Source organism: Methyloterricola oryzae (assembly GCF_000934725.1).
GTDB classification, from domain to species: Bacteria; Pseudomonadota; Gammaproteobacteria; order Methylococcales; family Methylococcaceae; genus Methyloterricola; species Methyloterricola oryzae.
Window position 1 is genome coordinate 86,216 of the sequence record NZ_JYNS01000016.1, and the last position, 15,427, is coordinate 101,642.

The 15,427-nt window shown below is 63.8% G+C and carries 14 protein-coding genes; 8 read left to right on the forward strand and 6 right to left on the reverse strand.

The features are described 5' to 3' along the window. Positions 1-4 precede the first annotated feature (4 nt). The 4 genes from EK23_RS17515 to EK23_RS17530 all read right to left on the reverse strand — a co-directional run bounded on the left by EK23_RS17515 (position 5) and on the right by EK23_RS17530 (position 5,207). Positions 5-490, reverse strand: coding sequence for a hypothetical protein (locus EK23_RS17515; RefSeq protein ID WP_045226692.1), 486 nt, complete (start codon positions 488-490; stop codon positions 5-7). 12 nt (positions 491-502) lie between these two features. Beyond that, complete coding sequence (locus tag EK23_RS17520) at positions 503-1,120, reverse strand: SPOR domain-containing protein (RefSeq protein ID WP_045226693.1); 618 nt, start codon at positions 1,118-1,120, stop codon at positions 503-505. Positions 1,121-1,128: 8 nt separating this feature from the next. Next, positions 1,129-2,889 (reverse strand): arginine--tRNA ligase, encoded by a 1,761-nt coding sequence (argS, locus tag EK23_RS17525; protein WP_045226694.1) that lies wholly within the window; start codon positions 2,887-2,889, stop codon positions 1,129-1,131. A gap of 125 nt (positions 2,890-3,014) precedes the next feature. After that, positions 3,015-5,207: a primosomal protein N' gene (locus EK23_RS17530; protein ID WP_045226695.1), complete on the reverse strand. Its 2,193-nt coding sequence runs from the start codon at positions 5,205-5,207 to the stop codon at positions 3,015-3,017. A 391-nt stretch (positions 5,208-5,598) separates the two neighbouring features. Here EK23_RS17530 and EK23_RS17535 point away from each other — a divergent pair, with 391 nt between their 5' ends. Then, on the forward strand, positions 5,599-6,189 hold the full coding sequence (locus EK23_RS17535) for an HNH endonuclease (protein ID WP_045226696.1): 591 nt from the start codon (positions 5,599-5,601) through the stop codon (positions 6,187-6,189). Here EK23_RS17535 and EK23_RS17540 read toward each other — a convergent pair. Both EK23_RS17540 and EK23_RS17545 read right to left on the reverse strand, forming a co-directional pair. Further along, positions 6,186-6,686, reverse strand: a complete 501-nt coding sequence (locus EK23_RS17540) for a disulfide bond formation protein B (RefSeq protein ID WP_045226697.1) — start codon at positions 6,684-6,686, stop codon at positions 6,186-6,188. The two genes, EK23_RS17535 and EK23_RS17540, sit on opposite strands and share 4 nt — an antisense overlap. A 39-nt stretch (positions 6,687-6,725) precedes the next feature. After that, a complete protein-coding gene (locus EK23_RS17545) occupies positions 6,726-6,935 on the reverse strand; it encodes a dodecin (protein WP_045226698.1) in 210 nt (69 codons plus the stop codon). A gap of 145 nt (positions 6,936-7,080) precedes the next feature. Here EK23_RS17545 and EK23_RS23410 point away from each other — a divergent pair, with 145 nt between their 5' ends. From EK23_RS23410 to EK23_RS17580, 7 genes are all read left to right on the forward strand, one after another. After that, the gene (locus EK23_RS23410) at positions 7,081-7,494 is read left to right on the forward strand and encodes a hypothetical protein (RefSeq protein WP_145998720.1); all 414 of its coding nucleotides are present in this window, start codon (positions 7,081-7,083) and stop codon (positions 7,492-7,494) included. Between the two features lie 145 nt (positions 7,495-7,639). After that, positions 7,640-8,899 carry a TolC family protein gene (locus EK23_RS17555; protein WP_045226700.1) on the forward strand — a complete coding sequence of 420 codons (1,260 nt, stop codon included), beginning with the start codon at positions 7,640-7,642 and terminating at the stop codon, positions 8,897-8,899. Beyond that, positions 8,896-9,996 (forward strand): efflux RND transporter periplasmic adaptor subunit, encoded by a 1,101-nt coding sequence (locus tag EK23_RS17560; protein ID WP_045226701.1) that lies wholly within the window; start codon positions 8,896-8,898, stop codon positions 9,994-9,996. Before EK23_RS17555 ends, EK23_RS17560 begins: the two co-directional genes overlap by 4 nt. Before the next feature lie 2 nt (positions 9,997-9,998). After that, positions 9,999-13,040: an efflux RND transporter permease subunit gene (locus tag EK23_RS17565; protein ID WP_045226702.1), complete on the forward strand. Its 3,042-nt coding sequence runs from the start codon at positions 9,999-10,001 to the stop codon at positions 13,038-13,040. A gap of 20 nt (positions 13,041-13,060) precedes the next feature. After that, positions 13,061-13,363, forward strand: a complete 303-nt coding sequence (locus EK23_RS17570; RefSeq protein ID WP_052808301.1) for a DUF3240 family protein — start codon at positions 13,061-13,063, stop codon at positions 13,361-13,363. A gap of 338 nt (positions 13,364-13,701) precedes the next feature. Further along, positions 13,702-13,884, forward strand: coding sequence for a YezD family protein (locus EK23_RS17575; RefSeq protein ID WP_045226704.1), 183 nt, complete (start codon positions 13,702-13,704; stop codon positions 13,882-13,884). Positions 13,885-14,042: 158 nt separating this feature from the next. Continuing rightward, the coding region (locus EK23_RS17580) for a porin (protein ID WP_052808299.1) at positions 14,043-15,427 on the forward strand (1,385 nt) is incomplete at its 3' end.

Below are 15,427 nucleotides of genomic sequence, written 5' to 3' on the forward strand. Positions count from 1 at the left end.
CAAATCAAAGCACGGCGCTCAGCAGATCGCTTTTCAGGAGGGCGAAACCCAGGGGCAGGGTCGCCAGCAGCATGGCGAGGGACACGGTGAAGCCGGCGTTCAGGCCGATGGGGCGGCCGCTGCGGGGATAGCGGAACATGAGGCCATACAGCGCGCCGAGCATCGAGCAGGCGATGGCCAGGGCGAACACCGGGATGAAGCGTTCCGCCAAGCTGAACGTATGGGAGAGCACATCCTGCAGGACGGTGAGGGTTATCGGCAGGTAGGCAATCAAGGCCGGCAACGCCATGCCATACAAGACCAGCGGCCGGGGCTGCAACTGGGCCGCTTCGCGCAGGATCAGCGCCAGGGCGATGGCCCACACCAGATTGGCCCCGAGGTAGAACAGAAGCAGCAAAGCCGCCTCGCTCAGCTTTTGCCCGGCCGGGTCGGCGAACAGGCCGATGGTCGCGGAAAGCAAAGGGTGGGCCTTGAACAGGAAGGGATTCACGCCCGCTGACCCTTATTTCTGAGTCGATTTCTGCACCACGCTGTCGATCTGCCGCGAGCGCAGGTAGACCCGCACCCGGTCCGCACTCACCAGGCTGTCGAACGGACCGAGTTTCACCCGATGCCAGTCGGCATTCTCTATGCGCACGCTCTCTATCTTGGCTTTCACCTGCAACTGGGAGAGTCGGGCCCTTAGTTTCTCCGCGTCCTCAAGGCGCGTGAACGAGCCGGCCTGCAGCAGGTATTGCCCGCCGGTCGGCGGTTTCTTGCCCAGGCTTTCTTCCCGCTTCAGGGTCTTGATCTCATGCTCGGCAATGATGACCTCCTTCTCCGGCAAGATCTTGTAGAAGGAGAAGCGCGGTTCCTGGGGCTTGGGCGTGGGAACGGGGTGGGGCTGCGGGGCGGCTGCGCCAGAAGCGGTCTTGGCGGCGCCTGATTGCGGTGTCGCTGTTGCGGCGGGCGCTTGCGCCGTGTCTTCCCCTGGCGGATTGGCGGCATTGTGGCCACTGAACAGCCAGATGGCGACCGCGGCCGTGGTGACGGCGACCATGACGCCGGCCACCAGTCCGGTGCGGTCGCGCCTTCGCGGTTTGCGGCTGCGGTTACCGGGAACCCGGTGCTTGTAGTCCATGGCTTTCCTTACATTGCCTCGGGGGCGCTGACGTCGAGCAGGCGCAAGCCATTCACCAGCACTTGGCGCACGGCGGCGATGAGGTTCAGGCGCGCGTCGCGCAGGGCGGCGTCGGAAACCAGGAACTGGTGGGCGTTGTAGTACGTGTGCAACTCCGCCGCCAGGTCTCGCAGGTAATTCACCAGATGGTGCGGCGCATGCTGCAGGGCGGCGCTTTCCACCACCTCCGGGTAACGGCCCAGAGTGTTCACCAGGGCCAGTTCATGGGGCTCGGTCAGCCGGCAGAGATTGGCCATGCCGGAAACGAGATCCCGCGCCAGCCCCTTCTCGTCCAGTTGCCGGAAAACGCTGCAGATGCGGGCATGGGCATACTGCACATAATAGACCGGGTTGTCGTTGGTGCGCGAGGTAGCCAGCTTGAGGTCGAAGTCCATGTGCTGGTCGGATTTGCGCATCACGTAGAAGAAGCGCGCGGCGTCCTTGCCCACTTCGTTGCGCAGCTGCCTGAGGGTGACGAACTCGCCGGAGCGGGTGGACATCTGGACCTTCTCTTCACCCCGGTAAAGGACGGCGAACTGCACCAGCAGCACATCCAGCTTGTCCGGGTCGGAACCCAGGGCCTGCAGGGCGGCCTTCACCCGAGGAATATAGCCGTGGTGATCGGCGCCCCAGATGTCGATGACGCGGTCGAAGCCCCGTTCCAGCTTGTCCAGATGGTAGGCGATGTCCGAAGCGAAATAGGTGGTCTGACCGTTCTCGCGCACCACCACCCGGTCCTTCTCGTCCCCCAGCTTGCCGGAGGCGAACCAGATGGCGCCGTCCTTCTCGTAGAGGTGGCCGCCTTCGCGCAGTCTTTCCAGGGCACGCTCGACGGCTCCCGATTCGGTGAGGCTGCGCTCGGAATACCACTCGTCGTATTCCACCCCGAACTCGCCCAAGTCCTGCTGGATGTCGTCCAGGATATTATTGAGGCCGGCGTCGAACACGTGCCGGTAGCTCTCCTCGCCGAGCAGGGACTTGGCCCGGTCGACCACGGCGTCGATGTAGATTTCCTTGTCGCCGCCCTCGTGCTCGTCAGCGGGCAGTCCTTCCAGCACCGTGGCGGCCGGGTGGCGGAAGCGTTCGCCCACCTGATTGAGCAGGTTGCCCGCGATTTCGCGCACATATTCGCCGCGATAGCCGTTGCAGGGAAAGGCCAGCACTTCGCCGCATTCTTCCAGGTAGCGCAGCCACACGCTGGCGGCGAGGATGTCCATTTGCCGGCCGGCATCGTTGACGTAGTACTCGCGGTGTACCTTGAAACCCACCGCCTTGAGCAGGTTGGCCACCACCGAGCCGTAGGCGGCGCCACGGCCGTGCCCCACGTGCAAGGGCCCGGTGGGATTGGCCGATACGAACTCCACCTGCACCTTGCGGCCTTCCCCGCTGACACTGCGGCCAAACTGCGCGCCTTCGCGGTGGATGCGTTCCACCACCTGGTACTGGGCATTGGGGTCGAGAAAGAAATTGATGAAACCGGGGCCGGCCACTTCCGTTTTGGTCAGAATCGAATCCTGCGGCAGGGCCGCGATGATCTTCTCCGCCAGTTGGCGTGGATTGCAGCGTGCGGCCTTGGCAGCCACCATCGCCACGTTGCTGGCGAAGTCGCCGTGCTGGGCGTCGCGGGCGCGTTCCACCATGATGGTGGGAAAGATTTCGTTTGGAAATTCGCCTTGGTTCCTAAGCGCGTCGATGGCTGCTTGGAGCAGCGATTCCAGGCGTTTTTTCATGAGGTCCTGTATGTCGGGAGGGGGGATTGACAGCGTCAATATTATCCTAAATTGCGAAGCCCGCTGGCAATTGCGCCACCGTCGCGGGCTGCGGGTTCCTTGGAGCGGGGACCCCGGGGCGGCAGTCAGTATAGATCAAGCGGGTCTACATCCAGGGACCAGCGCGCCTGTTTCGTTTCCGGCAGGGTGTCGATGCGGTCCAGCAGGTGCCCGAGCAGTCGATGCAGCGGCGCGCGCGCGTCGTGCTGGAGCAGCAGTTGGCAGCGGTGTCGCCCGGCCTTGCGCGGCAGGGGCGCGGGCGCTGGCCCCAACAGCGTCACATCGGAGCCGGTTTCGGCGGCGATGGCGCGAAGTCGCTCCAGGAGCGACCGCGCGGCCGGCTCCCCCGTGGCTTCCGCCCGAAACAAGGCCTGGTGGCTGAAGGGCGGAAGAGCCGCCGCCTGCCGCTCGGACAGGGCGGCTTCGGCGAAGCCCGGATAGCCCTGCCGGATCAGGCGGAGCAGCAACGGGTGCTGCGGGTGCCGCGTCTGCAGGATCACGCTGCCTGGTCTTTCCGCACGTCCCGCGCGTCCCGCCACCTGCAGGATCATCTGCGCGGTGCGCTCGCCGGCGCGAAAATCGCTGCTGTAAAGGCCTGCATCCACGTCGAGGATGGCCACCAGGGTCACGTGGGGAAAATGATGGCCCTTGGCCAGCATCTGGGTGCCGATGAGGATGTTCGCGCGGCGCTGGTGGATATCTTCCAGCATGTCTTCCAGGCTGCCTTTACGCCGGGTGCTGTCTCGGTCGATGCGAAGCGCCGGTACGCCGGGAAACTGCTGCGCCAGCGCGCGTTCCAGTCTCTCCGTACCCAGGCCCAGGGGACGCAGGTCGCTCGCGCCGCAGGCCGGGCAGGCGCGCGGACGCGGCTGCTCGTGCCCGCAGTGATGGCAGCATAGCTTCTCGTCGCCGGCGTGGAGGACCAGGCGGGCGTCGCAGCGCCGACAGCCGGCCACCCAGCCACAGGCGTGGCAAATCACCGTGGGCGCGAAGCCGCGGCGGTTGATGAACAGCAGGACTTGCTCATCCCGGGCCAGGGTGTCCTCGATGGCGTCGATCAAGGGGCGGGAAAGCCCCTCCTTGAGTTTTTGCGCCCGGATGTCCACCAGCCGGAAGACCGGCGGCTGCGCCTCGCCTGCCCGGCGGAGCAGGCGCAGGTGCCGATAGCGCCCGGCGTGCGCATTGTTCAGGCTTTCCAGGGACGGTGTGGCGGAACCGAGCAGGATGGGAATGCCGAGCCGCCTGGCGCGCATCACGGCCACGTCGCGGGCGGAGAAGCGAAAGCCTTCCTGTTGCTTGAAGGACGTATCGTGCTCCTCGTCCAGAATGATCAGGCCGGGGCGGGCCATGGGCGTGAACACGGCGGAACGTGCTCCAATCAAAATGGGCGACTCGCCGCTCTGCACGGACAGCCAGGCTCTAAGCCGCTCGGGCTCGTTCAGTCCGGAATGGAACACGGCGATGGGCACGGCAAAGCGTCGGCGGAATCGCTCCAGCAACTGGGGCGTCAGCCCGATCTCCGGCAGCAGCAACATCGCCTGGCCGCCGCGCTCCAGCACGGCGCTCACCAGTTGCAGGTAGACCTCGGTCTTGCCGCTGCCGGTCACGCCTTCCAGCAGAAAGGCGGCGTAGCTGCCGAGGGCCGCCGCGACAGCGTCGAACGCGGAGGCCTGCTCCGCATTCAGATGCAGCGCCGGCTCGGAAGTCCGCTCGGGGCTTTCGCCGGTTGGCGCGACCTCCACGATGCTGGCCCAGCCGCGCTGGATCAGCGCGCGCGCCGGGGCGCGCCAGTCCCAGTCCAGGGCGTTCAACTCCGCCAGTGGGATTCCCGATTCCTGCTGGCGCATCCAATCAAGGAGTAGCGTCTGCCGCGCTGCCCGTTTGCCCGCTTCCGCCCTCCGGCCTTCCTCGGTCAGGCACAGGTGCTGGGGCAGATCGCGCGAAGCGGGACGGCCCTGCCGCAGCAGTACCGGAAAAGCGCTGGCGACGGTCTCGCCCAAGGGATGGTGATAGTAGCGGCTGGCCCACAGCAGCACCTCCCAATCATCCGGCGAGAGCAGGGCCGGCCGGTCGAGCACGGCCAGGGCCGTCTTAAGCCGCGCGCGGGGGATGTCCGAGCCGTCTTCATCCCAGCCCACCAGGAAGCCCACGACCTGGCGCCGCCCGAAGGGTACCAGTACCCGTGCTCCCACCTGCAGGTCCTCAGGTGAAGTATTTTCAGGCGGGAGGTAGTCGAAGCTGTGACGCAGCGGAACCGGCACCGCCACCTTCAGGATCATGCCGTCGTCTCTTGCTTGCGCCCGGCGTGACCTGGGCGACCAGAAAATCTGCGTGGCGGTCGGTAAACCGTCATCTGCGTGCGGGAAAATTGGCTGGATCGGCCGCTTCCCGCTTATCCACGCATACTGTGGACAGAGGTGTGGGAACCGCGTTGGTCATGGGCTGGAGGCTTTGTTTGGCGCGGGCTAGGGACAATTGGCCAGGGATTGATCAAGCGCTCGCTCGTAGTGAATTTCAGGCCTTGAGGCATGTTATGCCGGGTAAACAGGCTTTTGTCGTGGCGAAAGTTTTTACTTGACAATCAAATTCTATACACTACGCGCAGTTTGCCCATTCATTTTATGTGTTGATTAGTGCGAAAGATGACTTGAACCTGACTGGGGAGGACCTATGGAACTCGATCGATTACAGGTACTGCGTACCGATGCGTCCGGCATGCCGCTGGAATGGATCGGCTACCAGGAGGCCGCCAAGCTCTATCATCTGGGCATGGTGGCCTATACCTGCGGCACGACGCTTTATACGCTGAGGGGCGGTATCAATTCCGTTACCGGGCGCCAGAGCATCATCGAGGTCAACTCGATCCTGGCCACCTACAGCCATCATGGCGGTGGGTACAGTGCCGACCACAATTACGTTCCTCCCCTGAACAATCCCGCTCTTTTCCGCCGCGACAATCATCATTGCCTGTATTGTGGTCAACGCTTCTATCACCGGGACCTCTCGCGGGACCATATCACGCCCATCAGCCAAGGGGGCGCCGACGCTTGGACCAACGTGGTGACCGCTTGCAAGCGCTGCAACAACCACAAGGCGGGGCGGACGCCGGAGCAGGCTTCCATGCAACTCTTGGCCATCCCCTTCACGCCGACCCACGCTGAGTATGTCTATTTGCAGGGGCGTCGGGTGCTGACGGACCAGATGGAATTCCTACGCGCGCACTTCCCGCGCAAGAGCCCCCTGCATCAGCGTCTGAGCTAATCGCGGGCGGGCCGGTTCCAGAACTGCGCTAGGCTGAAGGCGGCAAGGCCGAGGAAGCAGAGCAGCACCCACGCGGGCATGCTCAGCCCCAGCAGGGTCCAGTCCACCACGGCGCAGTCGCCGGTGCCGGTAAGCATGGCGTGCAAGGTGTCGCCCAGGGGGAAGTTCTTGAACATGTACTCAAGTCCTGGCCCGCAAGCCGGAACTTCCTCTTTGGGTAGGTGCTGCAGCCAGACATGGCGACCCGAGATGGATGCGCCCGCCAGCGAAGTCAGGGCGCCGGCGATGGCATAGACCTTGGTGCCCACTCTGCCCGGGTTGTGCAGGACCGCGGCGAGCAGTACCAGGGCCACGAACAGCACCATGATGCGCTGGGAGATGCACAAGGGGCAGGGCTCCAGTCCGCCGACGAACTGGAAGTAGATGGCGCTGAGGAGCAGGGCGCCGCAGAACAGGAAAGCCAGCAGAAAGCAGATTCGTGCGTTGGGGATCTTCATGATTTATAGCGGGATTGCGGAGACGTGCCAGCTTTCGCTTCAGTCTTCGAGGCGGAAGCCGATCTTGAGCACCACCTGAAAGTGGGCCACCGTGCCGTCGGCGATATGCCCGCGCTGCTCCACGACCTGGAACCAGTTCATGTGCCGAATCGTCTTGCTGGCTTTCTCGATGGCGTTGCGGATGGCGTCGTCGCTGCTGACGGTCGATGAGCCAACGATTTCCAAGACCTTGTAGATGTGATCGGGCATGACGGCGGCTCCCTTGCTTTGGTTGTGGGTTTGACGTGAGTTTTACCACAAACAGGTTGGCGCTCGCTATGGCGCCGCATGCGCGGCCTGCGTTTTTACAGGCCCCCGCCGTTTGCCCTATACTGGCCGGGCAGTCTGGCAACGATTGCGCTCATTCATCCGCATGATTCGTGCTTCCCGTATCCTGATCATTGCCTTTTTGAGTCTCACCCAGTTGGTGGGGCCTCTGGTGCATGCCCATAGCGGCGATAGCCGCTCACCCGGGCTCGTGCACCTGCCGGGTCTGGAAGGCTTGGCGCGTCAGGACGTCACACAGATGCAACTGCCCGCGCTTGATCCCGGCGGTCAGGACGTGGTCGTGGCCCTGGGGCCTGCGCTGCCGCTCGATCAGGACGCTACGCGCACACCAAACTCCCCGGAGCCTGCTGTCTTGGTTCCGGTGTTGATATGGCTTTACGCCCATGGTGGGCCTTCGGACACCGGACCGCCACCGACTGGCCTTGTGCGGCCGCCGGATCGTGCGTATCCGGCCGCTTCCCCTCGTGCCCCACCCGCCTGACCGGTCCCATCCTCCGGTCCAAGCCGCCATGATGGACGCGACCCGACCGAATCGGGCTTCTGCGCTATTGTGGGGGCCAGTGTTAGCACCCAGGGCCTAGGTTTCCGCATTCCGTGCAGGAAGCAAGGCTCTTCAGGAATTAAGAATGAATGGTATCCGCCGCGGGGCTTTGGCCCTGCTCTTCGCGATGTATGGCTGCCTGGCCGGCGCGTCCGAGGGTGGCACCCTTGTCGGCCACTTCGATCCCCTCGTGCTCGACGATCACCTCAGCTTGCACCAGGTGATCGACGAAACCTTCGCGCAATACCCCCAGGGCGCCGTCATCACCTCTCTCCAGGACGAGGCCAAGGCCCTGCATCAGCGCAGCGACAGCCTGGTCGCTGGCTACCCGATGATCTACCTGCAATGGATCGACGATCATGTGTTCAATGGCCGTGGATTCATGGAAATCCAGACCGGCTATCAGATCCCGATCTGGATGTGGGGACAGCGCAGCGCCAGCCGCCAGGTGGCGCAGGATGCGGAGAACAGCGCGGCTTTGTTCTCCAGCGCATTGAAGCACGAAGTGGCGGGCCTGGTGCGTGATGCGCTATGGAACCTGGAACTGGTGCAGAACCGCCACGAACTGGCGCAGAAGGTCTACGAAGTATCACGGCAACTGGTTGCGGCGGTGAGCCGCCGCGTGGATCTGGGCGACCTGGCCCGCGCGGATCTGCTGCTGGCGCAGAGTGATCTCCTAGAGAAGAAGTCCTTGCTCACTCTGGCCGAGGCCGAGGTGATGCATGCGCGCAAGGCTTATACCAATCTGACGCGCATGACCCGGGCACCCAAATCCTTTACCGAGAAACTCAGCGGCACGACCGAAATCCACGAACAGCACCCGGCGGTGGCGGCGGCCAACGCGATGATCGAAAGAGCGCAGGCCGAAGTGGAGTACACCCGCCTTTCCAAGCAGGGGAATCAGCCGTCCATCCTCATCGGTACTCAGCATGACCGCGGCAGCCGGCAGGAATCCTTCAACAACGGCACCAATCTGGTGCTGCAGGTGCCCATCGGCGGCGATGCCTATAACGCGCCCTTCGTGGCCCAGGCCAATGTGGCCCTGACCCAGAAGATCGCGGACCGCGGCGCCTTGCTGCGCCAGTTGGAGAAAGCCCTGCACGAGGCCGAGCATAACCTGGAGGTGGACCGCGCGACCCTGGTGATTGCCGACGAGCGCAAAACCATCGCCGAGACCCAGCTCAAGATGAGCCGCTTGGCCTTTGAGGCCGGAGAGATACCGTTGATCGATTACCTCAAGATCCAGGCGACAGCCCAGGCCGCCATCCGCGATGCGGCGGAACGGGCGATCCTGCTGCAGCGGGATACCGCATTTTATAACCAGGTGGTGGGGGTGGTGCCATGAAGCGGATTCCGCTGCTCATCGGGCTGATCGCCAGCTTCTATTCCCTCCCAGTGTGGTCCCTGGAAACCGGAGTCCATCTGACGCCGGAGCAGGCGCAACACATCGGGGTGCGCAGCCTGAAGCCGGAGATGACCCGGCGGGAGCCCCTGATGCGGGCGCCGGCGCGGGTGCAATTGCCGCCCTATGACGAATTCCTGGTCAGCGCTCCGCAGCCGGGGTTTGTCGGCAAGGTCGAAGTGGCGTTGGGCGTCAATCTGAAGCGTGGCCAGGTGCTGGCCCAGATCCGCAGTCCCGAGCTGGTCGCCTTGCAGCGGAACGTGCTGGACGCCGCCAATGCGGCGCACCTCGCGGAGGCCAAGCTCCAGCGCGACCGGACTTTGCTGGCGGAGGGCATCATCGCCAGCATCCGCTATCAGGAAACCAAGAGCGATTATGACCGGCTGGCCATGGGCCTGCGAGAGGCCGAGCAGATGCTGGTTACGGCGGGCTTTAGCGAGGCGGATATCCGCGAGTTGAAGAAGGCACGGCGCTTGAGCAACGAAATCGCGGTACGTTCGCCCATCGACGGGGTGCTGCTGGAGCGCTTCGTGGTGACCGGCCAGCGCGTGGATCTGCTGGCGCCGCTGTTCCGCGTGGGCAAGCTGGAGCAATTGTGGCTCGAAGTGGACGTGCCCACGGAGCGTCTGGGCGAGGTGCAACTGGGCGACAGCGTGGAGATCATCGGGACAGGTTTGAGCGCCCGCATCACCCACGTCGGCCAGAGCGTCAATCCCGGTACGCAGAGCGCCATGGTGCGGGCGGTTATCGAAGGCCACACGGAGGCCTTGAAGCCCGGTCAGCATGTCAATGTGCAGTTGATGCACGCGAGTTCCGACCAGCTCTTCCGGCTGCCCGCCGCGGCGATCTTTGCCCACGAGGGCAAGGACTACGTCTTCGTGCGCACGCCGCAGGGCTTCGACGTGCGCCCGGTGGCTGTCGCCAGCCGCGATGATCGCTACGTTCTTATCCACGACGGCCTGAACGCCGGCGACGAAGTCGCGGTTCAAGGCGTGGCCGCACTCAAGGCCAGTTGGGTGGGCTTGGGGTCGGAGGAGTGATCATGGTGCGCCTGATCCAGTTCGCCCTGACCCAGCGCTTGCTGGTCATGCTCGGGGTGGCGCTGCTAGCCGGGGGCGGCTATTACGCCGCCATCAATCTGCCCATCGACGCCTTTCCCGATGTGTCGCCGACCCAGGTGAAGATCATCGTCAAGGCGCCGGGGATGACACCGGAGGAGGTGGAAGCCCGCATCACCGCGCCCATCGAGGTGGAACTGCTGGGCATACCGCGACAGGTCATGCTGCGTTCCATCGCCAAATACGCCCTGACCGACATCACCATCGATTTCGAGGAGGGCACCGACATCTACTGGGCACGGCAGCAGATCGCCGAGCGCCTCAACGGCGTCTGGGGCAACCTGCCGCAAGGGGTGGAAGGCGGGATCGCGCCCATGACCACCCCCCTTGGGGAGATGTTCATGTTCACCGTGGAGGGCGGCGACCTGGACCTGATGGAGAGGCGCAACCTGCTGGATTGGGTCATCCGCCCGGCCCTGCGCACCGTGCCCGGCGTCGCCGACGTGAATACCCTGGGCGGACTGGCGCGTAGCTTCGAAGTGGTGCCGGACAATGGCCGCATGTCCGCCCGCGGCGTCACCATGGACCGCCTCATCCAGGCATTGCAGTTGAACAACCGCAACGACGGCGCCGGCAGGCTGGCCGAAGGCGAGGAAGCCTTGTTGGTGCGGGCCGAGGGCCGGATTCGCAATCTCGATGACCTGCGCTCGACGGTGGTGGATACCCGCGACGGGGTGGCCATCACCGTGGGCGATGTCGCCGAGGCTAAGATTGGCGCCCTGACCCGCTACGGCGCCGTCAGCCAGAACGGACGCGGAGAAGTGACCGAGGGCCTGGTGCTCAGCCTGCGCGGGGCCAACGCGCGGCAGGTGGTGGCAGGCGTGGAGCAGAAGCTCAAGGAGATTGCTCCGGCTTTGCCCCAGGGCGTCACTGCCCATGTGTTCTACAACCGCAGCGGGCTGGTGGAGCGCGCCGTCCACACGGTGGTCAAGGCGCTCACCGAAGCGGTGGTGCTGGTGCTGGTGCTCTTGATGCTGTTCCTGGGCGAGTTGCGCGCCGCGTTCACCGTGGCCTGCATCCTGCCTCTAGCCGCCCTGATCACCTTCATCATGATGCGCCAGTTCGGTCTCTCGGCCAATCTCATGAGCCTGGGCGGCCTGGCCATCGCCATCGGCATGCTGGTGGATGCCGCCGTGGTGGTGGTGGAAAACATCGCCACGGCGCTCGGCAAGGAGCGCGAAAACAGTGGCCTGCCGCGGCTGCACGTGATCTACCGGGCTACCCGCGAGGTGGCGGCGCCGGTGACCTCGGGCATCCTCATCATCATCATCGTGTTCCTGCCCTTGATGACTCTGCAGGGGCTGGAGGGAAAGCTGTTCACGCCGGTGGCGCTGACCATCGTTTTCGCCCTGGGCGGATCGCTTTTGCTGGCGCTGACCGTGGTGCCGGTGATGGCCTCCTTCCTGCTGAAACGGGCGGATCATGGCGAGCCCTGGCTGCCGCGCACCTTGCATCGCCTGTACGAGCCCGCGCTGAGCTGGTCCCTGGAAAACAGCAGGATCATCCTGGGCGTGGCCGGTGTTCTGCTGTTGCTGACCGCCGCGGTCTATACGCAGATCGGCAAGACCTTCATGCCCACCCTGGACGAGGGCGACATCATCGTGCAGGTGGAGAAACTGCCCTCCATCAATCTGGACGAGTCGGTGCGCCTGGATATGCGCATCCAGAAGGCCGTACTGGAACATGTTCCGGAAGTAACGCGCATGGTGTCGCGGGTTGGCGCCGACGAAATCGGCCTGGACCCCATGGGGCTCAACGAGACTGACAACTTCCTGATCCTCAAGCCGCAGGAGGAATGGCGGATGGACAGCAAGGAGGGGCTGATCGATGACATCCGGCGGGTGATCGAGACGATCCCCGGCATCGCCTTCGGTTTTACCCAGCCCATCCAGATGCGGGTGACCGAAATGCTGACGGGCGTGCGCGGCGATGTGGCGGTGAAGCTTTACGGGCCCGAGCTGGCCGTGCTCAATGCCAAGGCGGAGTCAATCGCCGAGGCGATGCGCAAGGTGCCGGGGGCCTCCGACGTGTTCACCGCGCGCAACGAGGGCATGCAGTATCTGCGGGTCGAAATCGACCGCCTGGCGGCGGGACGTCTCGGACTGCAGGGCGACCATCTCGAGGAGATGCTGCGCTCGCAGATCGAGGGTCTCAAGCTGGGCATCGTCCAGGAAGGAATCCGGCGGACGCCTTTATTGCTCCGCGGTGGCGAAGGGGCTGCCGACTTTTCGGCGTTGCAGGTGACGCTGCCCGACGGCCAGCGCGTGCCGCTTTCCGCCGTTGCCCGGATCGAGAGGGTGGAAGGCGTGGTGGCGGTGTCCCGGGAGCGCGGCCAGCGTTTTTCGGTGGTGCGTTCCAATGTGGTGGGGCGTGATCTGGTGGGGTTCGTGGCCGACGCGCGGAAGGCGGTGGAGAGCCAGGTACAGTTGCCGCAAGGCTACTACATCCAGTGGGGTGGCCAGTTCGAGAACCAGCAAAGGGCCGCTGCCCGTCTGAGCCTGGTGATCCCGGTGGCCATCGGCCTGATCTTCCTGTTGCTGTTCTCGACCTTCCGCTCGGTCAAGCAGGCGGTGCTGGTGTTGTCCAATATCCCTCTGGCCATGATCGGCGGGGTGTTCGCCCTGTGGTTGTCGGGCGAATACCTTTCGGTTCCCGCCTCCGTGGGCTTCATCGCTCTGCTGGGGATCGCGGTGCTTAATGGCGTGGTGATGATGAGCTACTTCAACCAGTTGCGGGCCTTTGGCATGGACAAGGCGCGGGTGGTGATCGTCGGCTCCCTGAGGCGACTGCGCCCGGTCATGATGACTGCGAGTATCGCGGCCTTTGGCCTCATTCCGCTGTTGTTCGCCACAGGCCCTGGCTCCGAGATCCAGCGTCCTCTGGCGGTGGTGGTGATCGGCGGGCTGGTCACTTCCACCCTGCTCACCCTCATCCTGCTGCCCATCCTTTACCGCCGCTTCGGTTGAGCGGCCCGCGAGCCATGAACATGCATCAGCACTATCAGCTCAACTTTACCGTTGCTCCCGCCATCGAAGGCAGTGTGGTGGATTGGCTGCTGCAATTCGCAGGGCCCGATGGGTTCACCAGTTTCCCGGTTTATGGCCACTCCAGTGTGCACGAAGGCATGAGCCTGTTCGAGGAGGTGGTGGGTCGCAAGAAGCAGATCCGTTTCCAGGTTCAGGTTACGGCCACGCAGCTGCCCCAGTTGCTCGAGCGATTGCGGAGTGAATTCGCAGGTGCAGGCCTCCACTATTGGGTCGTTCCGGTCATCGAAACAGGCTATATCTGAGGGCTTGTGAAAAGATCCACTGCGCGGCCCGATGGCTGCGTCGCGCGGTGCTCGGACAAATCGGCCGGGAGACGATTTGGGCGCGGAGCACATCGAAGATGCAAAGCACAGGATGTGTTTTGTCAATCCTCATGTAGCCGACGTACCCTGCGTTTTCTCTGCTCCGGGCTACCCGCACTTGGGCCGCTCGCTGCGATTTTTCACAAGCTCTGAGCGAGCCCACTCTCTTTTTTATTCCATTCTGCGCATAAGCTTCTTCTTTTTTATTCTTTTTTATTTTTCATCGTCACCGCTATAGTGCTTTCCCAAGACAGTTGGGAATTTGGACAGACGAGGCGATGACTCAGCAATCAGCTTATTCCGGTAAGGCAAAGGCGAATTCCGAGGCCGTCCAGAGCATTCTGGAATCCTTGCATGGTTTGCGTTACGGCTCGGTGGAAATCATCGTGCACGACGGTCGCGTGGTGCAAATCGAGCGCCGGGAGAAAGTACGCCTCGAGCTGTCCTCGCCTTCCCGTTAAACCAATCCGCTCTCCTCTTGCAGGCCCTTGATGGCGGGCGATGCCCGCCTCTTTTTGCGGATTGCGAACACCCACCTACCAGACCTCTGGCGGTACAAGACCCATTGCGGCTCGTTGACCGGTTCCCCGGAAACGCCCCGGATTGCTCAGGAAATGCAATGAACACGATCAAAACGATAGCGGTCGCCACCGCCTTCCACGGGGTTCTGGCGGGCGGCGTGGCCGAGGCCAAGAGCCACCCATCTTCTGGCGACAAAGACGCCCAGATCGAGCTGCTGACCCGGCGCCTGGAACAGCTGGAAAAGCGCCTGGAGCAGAGCGAGGCGCGTGCGGCGGCTGCTCCCGCGCCGAAGGCCCCGGCGGTGGCCGAGGCGGACAAGCAGACCCTCAAGCAGGTGGACCAGAAGGTCAAGCTGCTGGAGCGCAAGCTCGAGGTGGACAAGGAAGAGAGCAAGGCCAAATGGGCCAGCTTTCCTAAGAACGTCGAGTTGGGCACCCAGGGGCTGAAGGTGGTGTCCCAGGACGAGAACTTCATCATGTACATGCGGGCGCTGATCCAGGCGGATGGGCGCTTCTTCGTGGATGACAGCAAGGGCGGCGATGCCGGCAATACCAATGGCGACTCCCTGCCCGATCAGTTCACCCTGCGCCGCGTGCGTCCGATCTTGGAAGGCACGGTGTGGAAGTGGTTCGACTACCGCATCATGCCGGATTTCGCCGGCGGCACCACGCGGCTGTTCGACGCCTATGCGGACTTGCGCTACTTCCGCGAAGCCAGCTTGACCGCGGGCAAGTTCAAGGCGCCGGTGAGTCTGGAGCGGCTGCAGAGCGCCTCGGCCCTGACCTTCGTCGAGCGCGCTTTCCCCACCCAGTTGGCCCCCAACCGCGACGTGGGCTTCATGCTGCACGGGGAGTTCGACAAGCCGGGCTACGCCACCGATTTCAGCAAGCTGGAGCGCAACCAGACCCCTGCCGGCAGCTTCCCGCTGTACATGTATCCGGAGTTCTTCAGCTACCAGGTGGGTGTGTTCAACGGCTCGCGCAACAACGGCAACATCGACAGCGACACCAACGACTCCAAGGAATTCCAGGGCCGTATCTTCGCCCATCCCTTTCTGCACAGCGGCATCGAGCCCCTGGAAGGCTTAGGGCTCGGCGTGGCCGGCACCTGGGGCGAGCCCAATGACGACAAGCTCTCCAATTACCAGAGTCCGGGCCTGAACGGCATCTTCAGCTACGCCAACGCCGCGCGGGCGGACGGGGTGCACTACCGGGTCTATCCCCAGGGCTACTGGATCTGGGGGCCGTTCCAGCTGTTGGGCGAATATGCCCTGTCCAGCCAGGACCTGGCCAGCCAGAGCACGGTCAACGGCCGCAGCGTGAACGTCGCCGAGACCAACACCACCGACCAGGCCTGGAATGTGACTGTGTCCTATATGCTCACCGGGGAGGAGAACGTGTTCCTGCGCCAGGGCATCAAGCCGCGCCATCCCTTCGACCCCATGTACGGCATTCGACCCAACCAGCCGTTCAACCCGGCGGA

What these genes read in the sequence shown, in the direction of transcription:
- EK23_RS17540 (WP_045226697.1), bottom strand. Translation starts at nt 6,686, where the DNA reads ATGAAGATCCCCAACGCACGAATCTGCTTTCTGCTGGCTTTCCTGTTC.
- EK23_RS17570 (WP_052808301.1), top strand. Translation starts at nt 13,061, where the DNA reads ATGCATCAGCACTATCAGCTCAACTTTACCGTTGCTCCCGCCATCGAA.
- EK23_RS17555 (WP_045226700.1), top strand. Translation starts at nt 7,640, where the DNA reads ATGAATGGTATCCGCCGCGGGGCTTTGGCCCTGCTCTTCGCGATGTAT.
- EK23_RS17535 (WP_045226696.1), top strand. Translation starts at nt 5,599, where the DNA reads ATGGAACTCGATCGATTACAGGTACTGCGTACCGATGCGTCCGGCATG.
- EK23_RS17560 (WP_045226701.1), top strand. Translation starts at nt 8,896, where the DNA reads ATGAAGCGGATTCCGCTGCTCATCGGGCTGATCGCCAGCTTCTATTCC.
- EK23_RS17520 (WP_045226693.1), bottom strand. Translation starts at nt 1,120, where the DNA reads ATGGACTACAAGCACCGGGTTCCCGGTAACCGCAGCCGCAAACCGCGA.
- EK23_RS17530 (WP_045226695.1), bottom strand. Translation starts at nt 5,207, where the DNA reads ATGATCCTGAAGGTGGCGGTGCCGGTTCCGCTGCGTCACAGCTTCGAC.
- argS (WP_045226694.1), bottom strand. Translation starts at nt 2,889, where the DNA reads ATGAAAAAACGCCTGGAATCGCTGCTCCAAGCAGCCATCGACGCGCTT.
- EK23_RS17565 (WP_045226702.1), top strand. Translation starts at nt 9,999, where the DNA reads ATGGTGCGCCTGATCCAGTTCGCCCTGACCCAGCGCTTGCTGGTCATG.
- EK23_RS17545 (WP_045226698.1), bottom strand. Translation starts at nt 6,935, where the DNA reads ATGCCCGATCACATCTACAAGGTCTTGGAAATCGTTGGCTCATCGACC.
- EK23_RS17575 (WP_045226704.1), top strand. Translation starts at nt 13,702, where the DNA reads ATGACTCAGCAATCAGCTTATTCCGGTAAGGCAAAGGCGAATTCCGAG.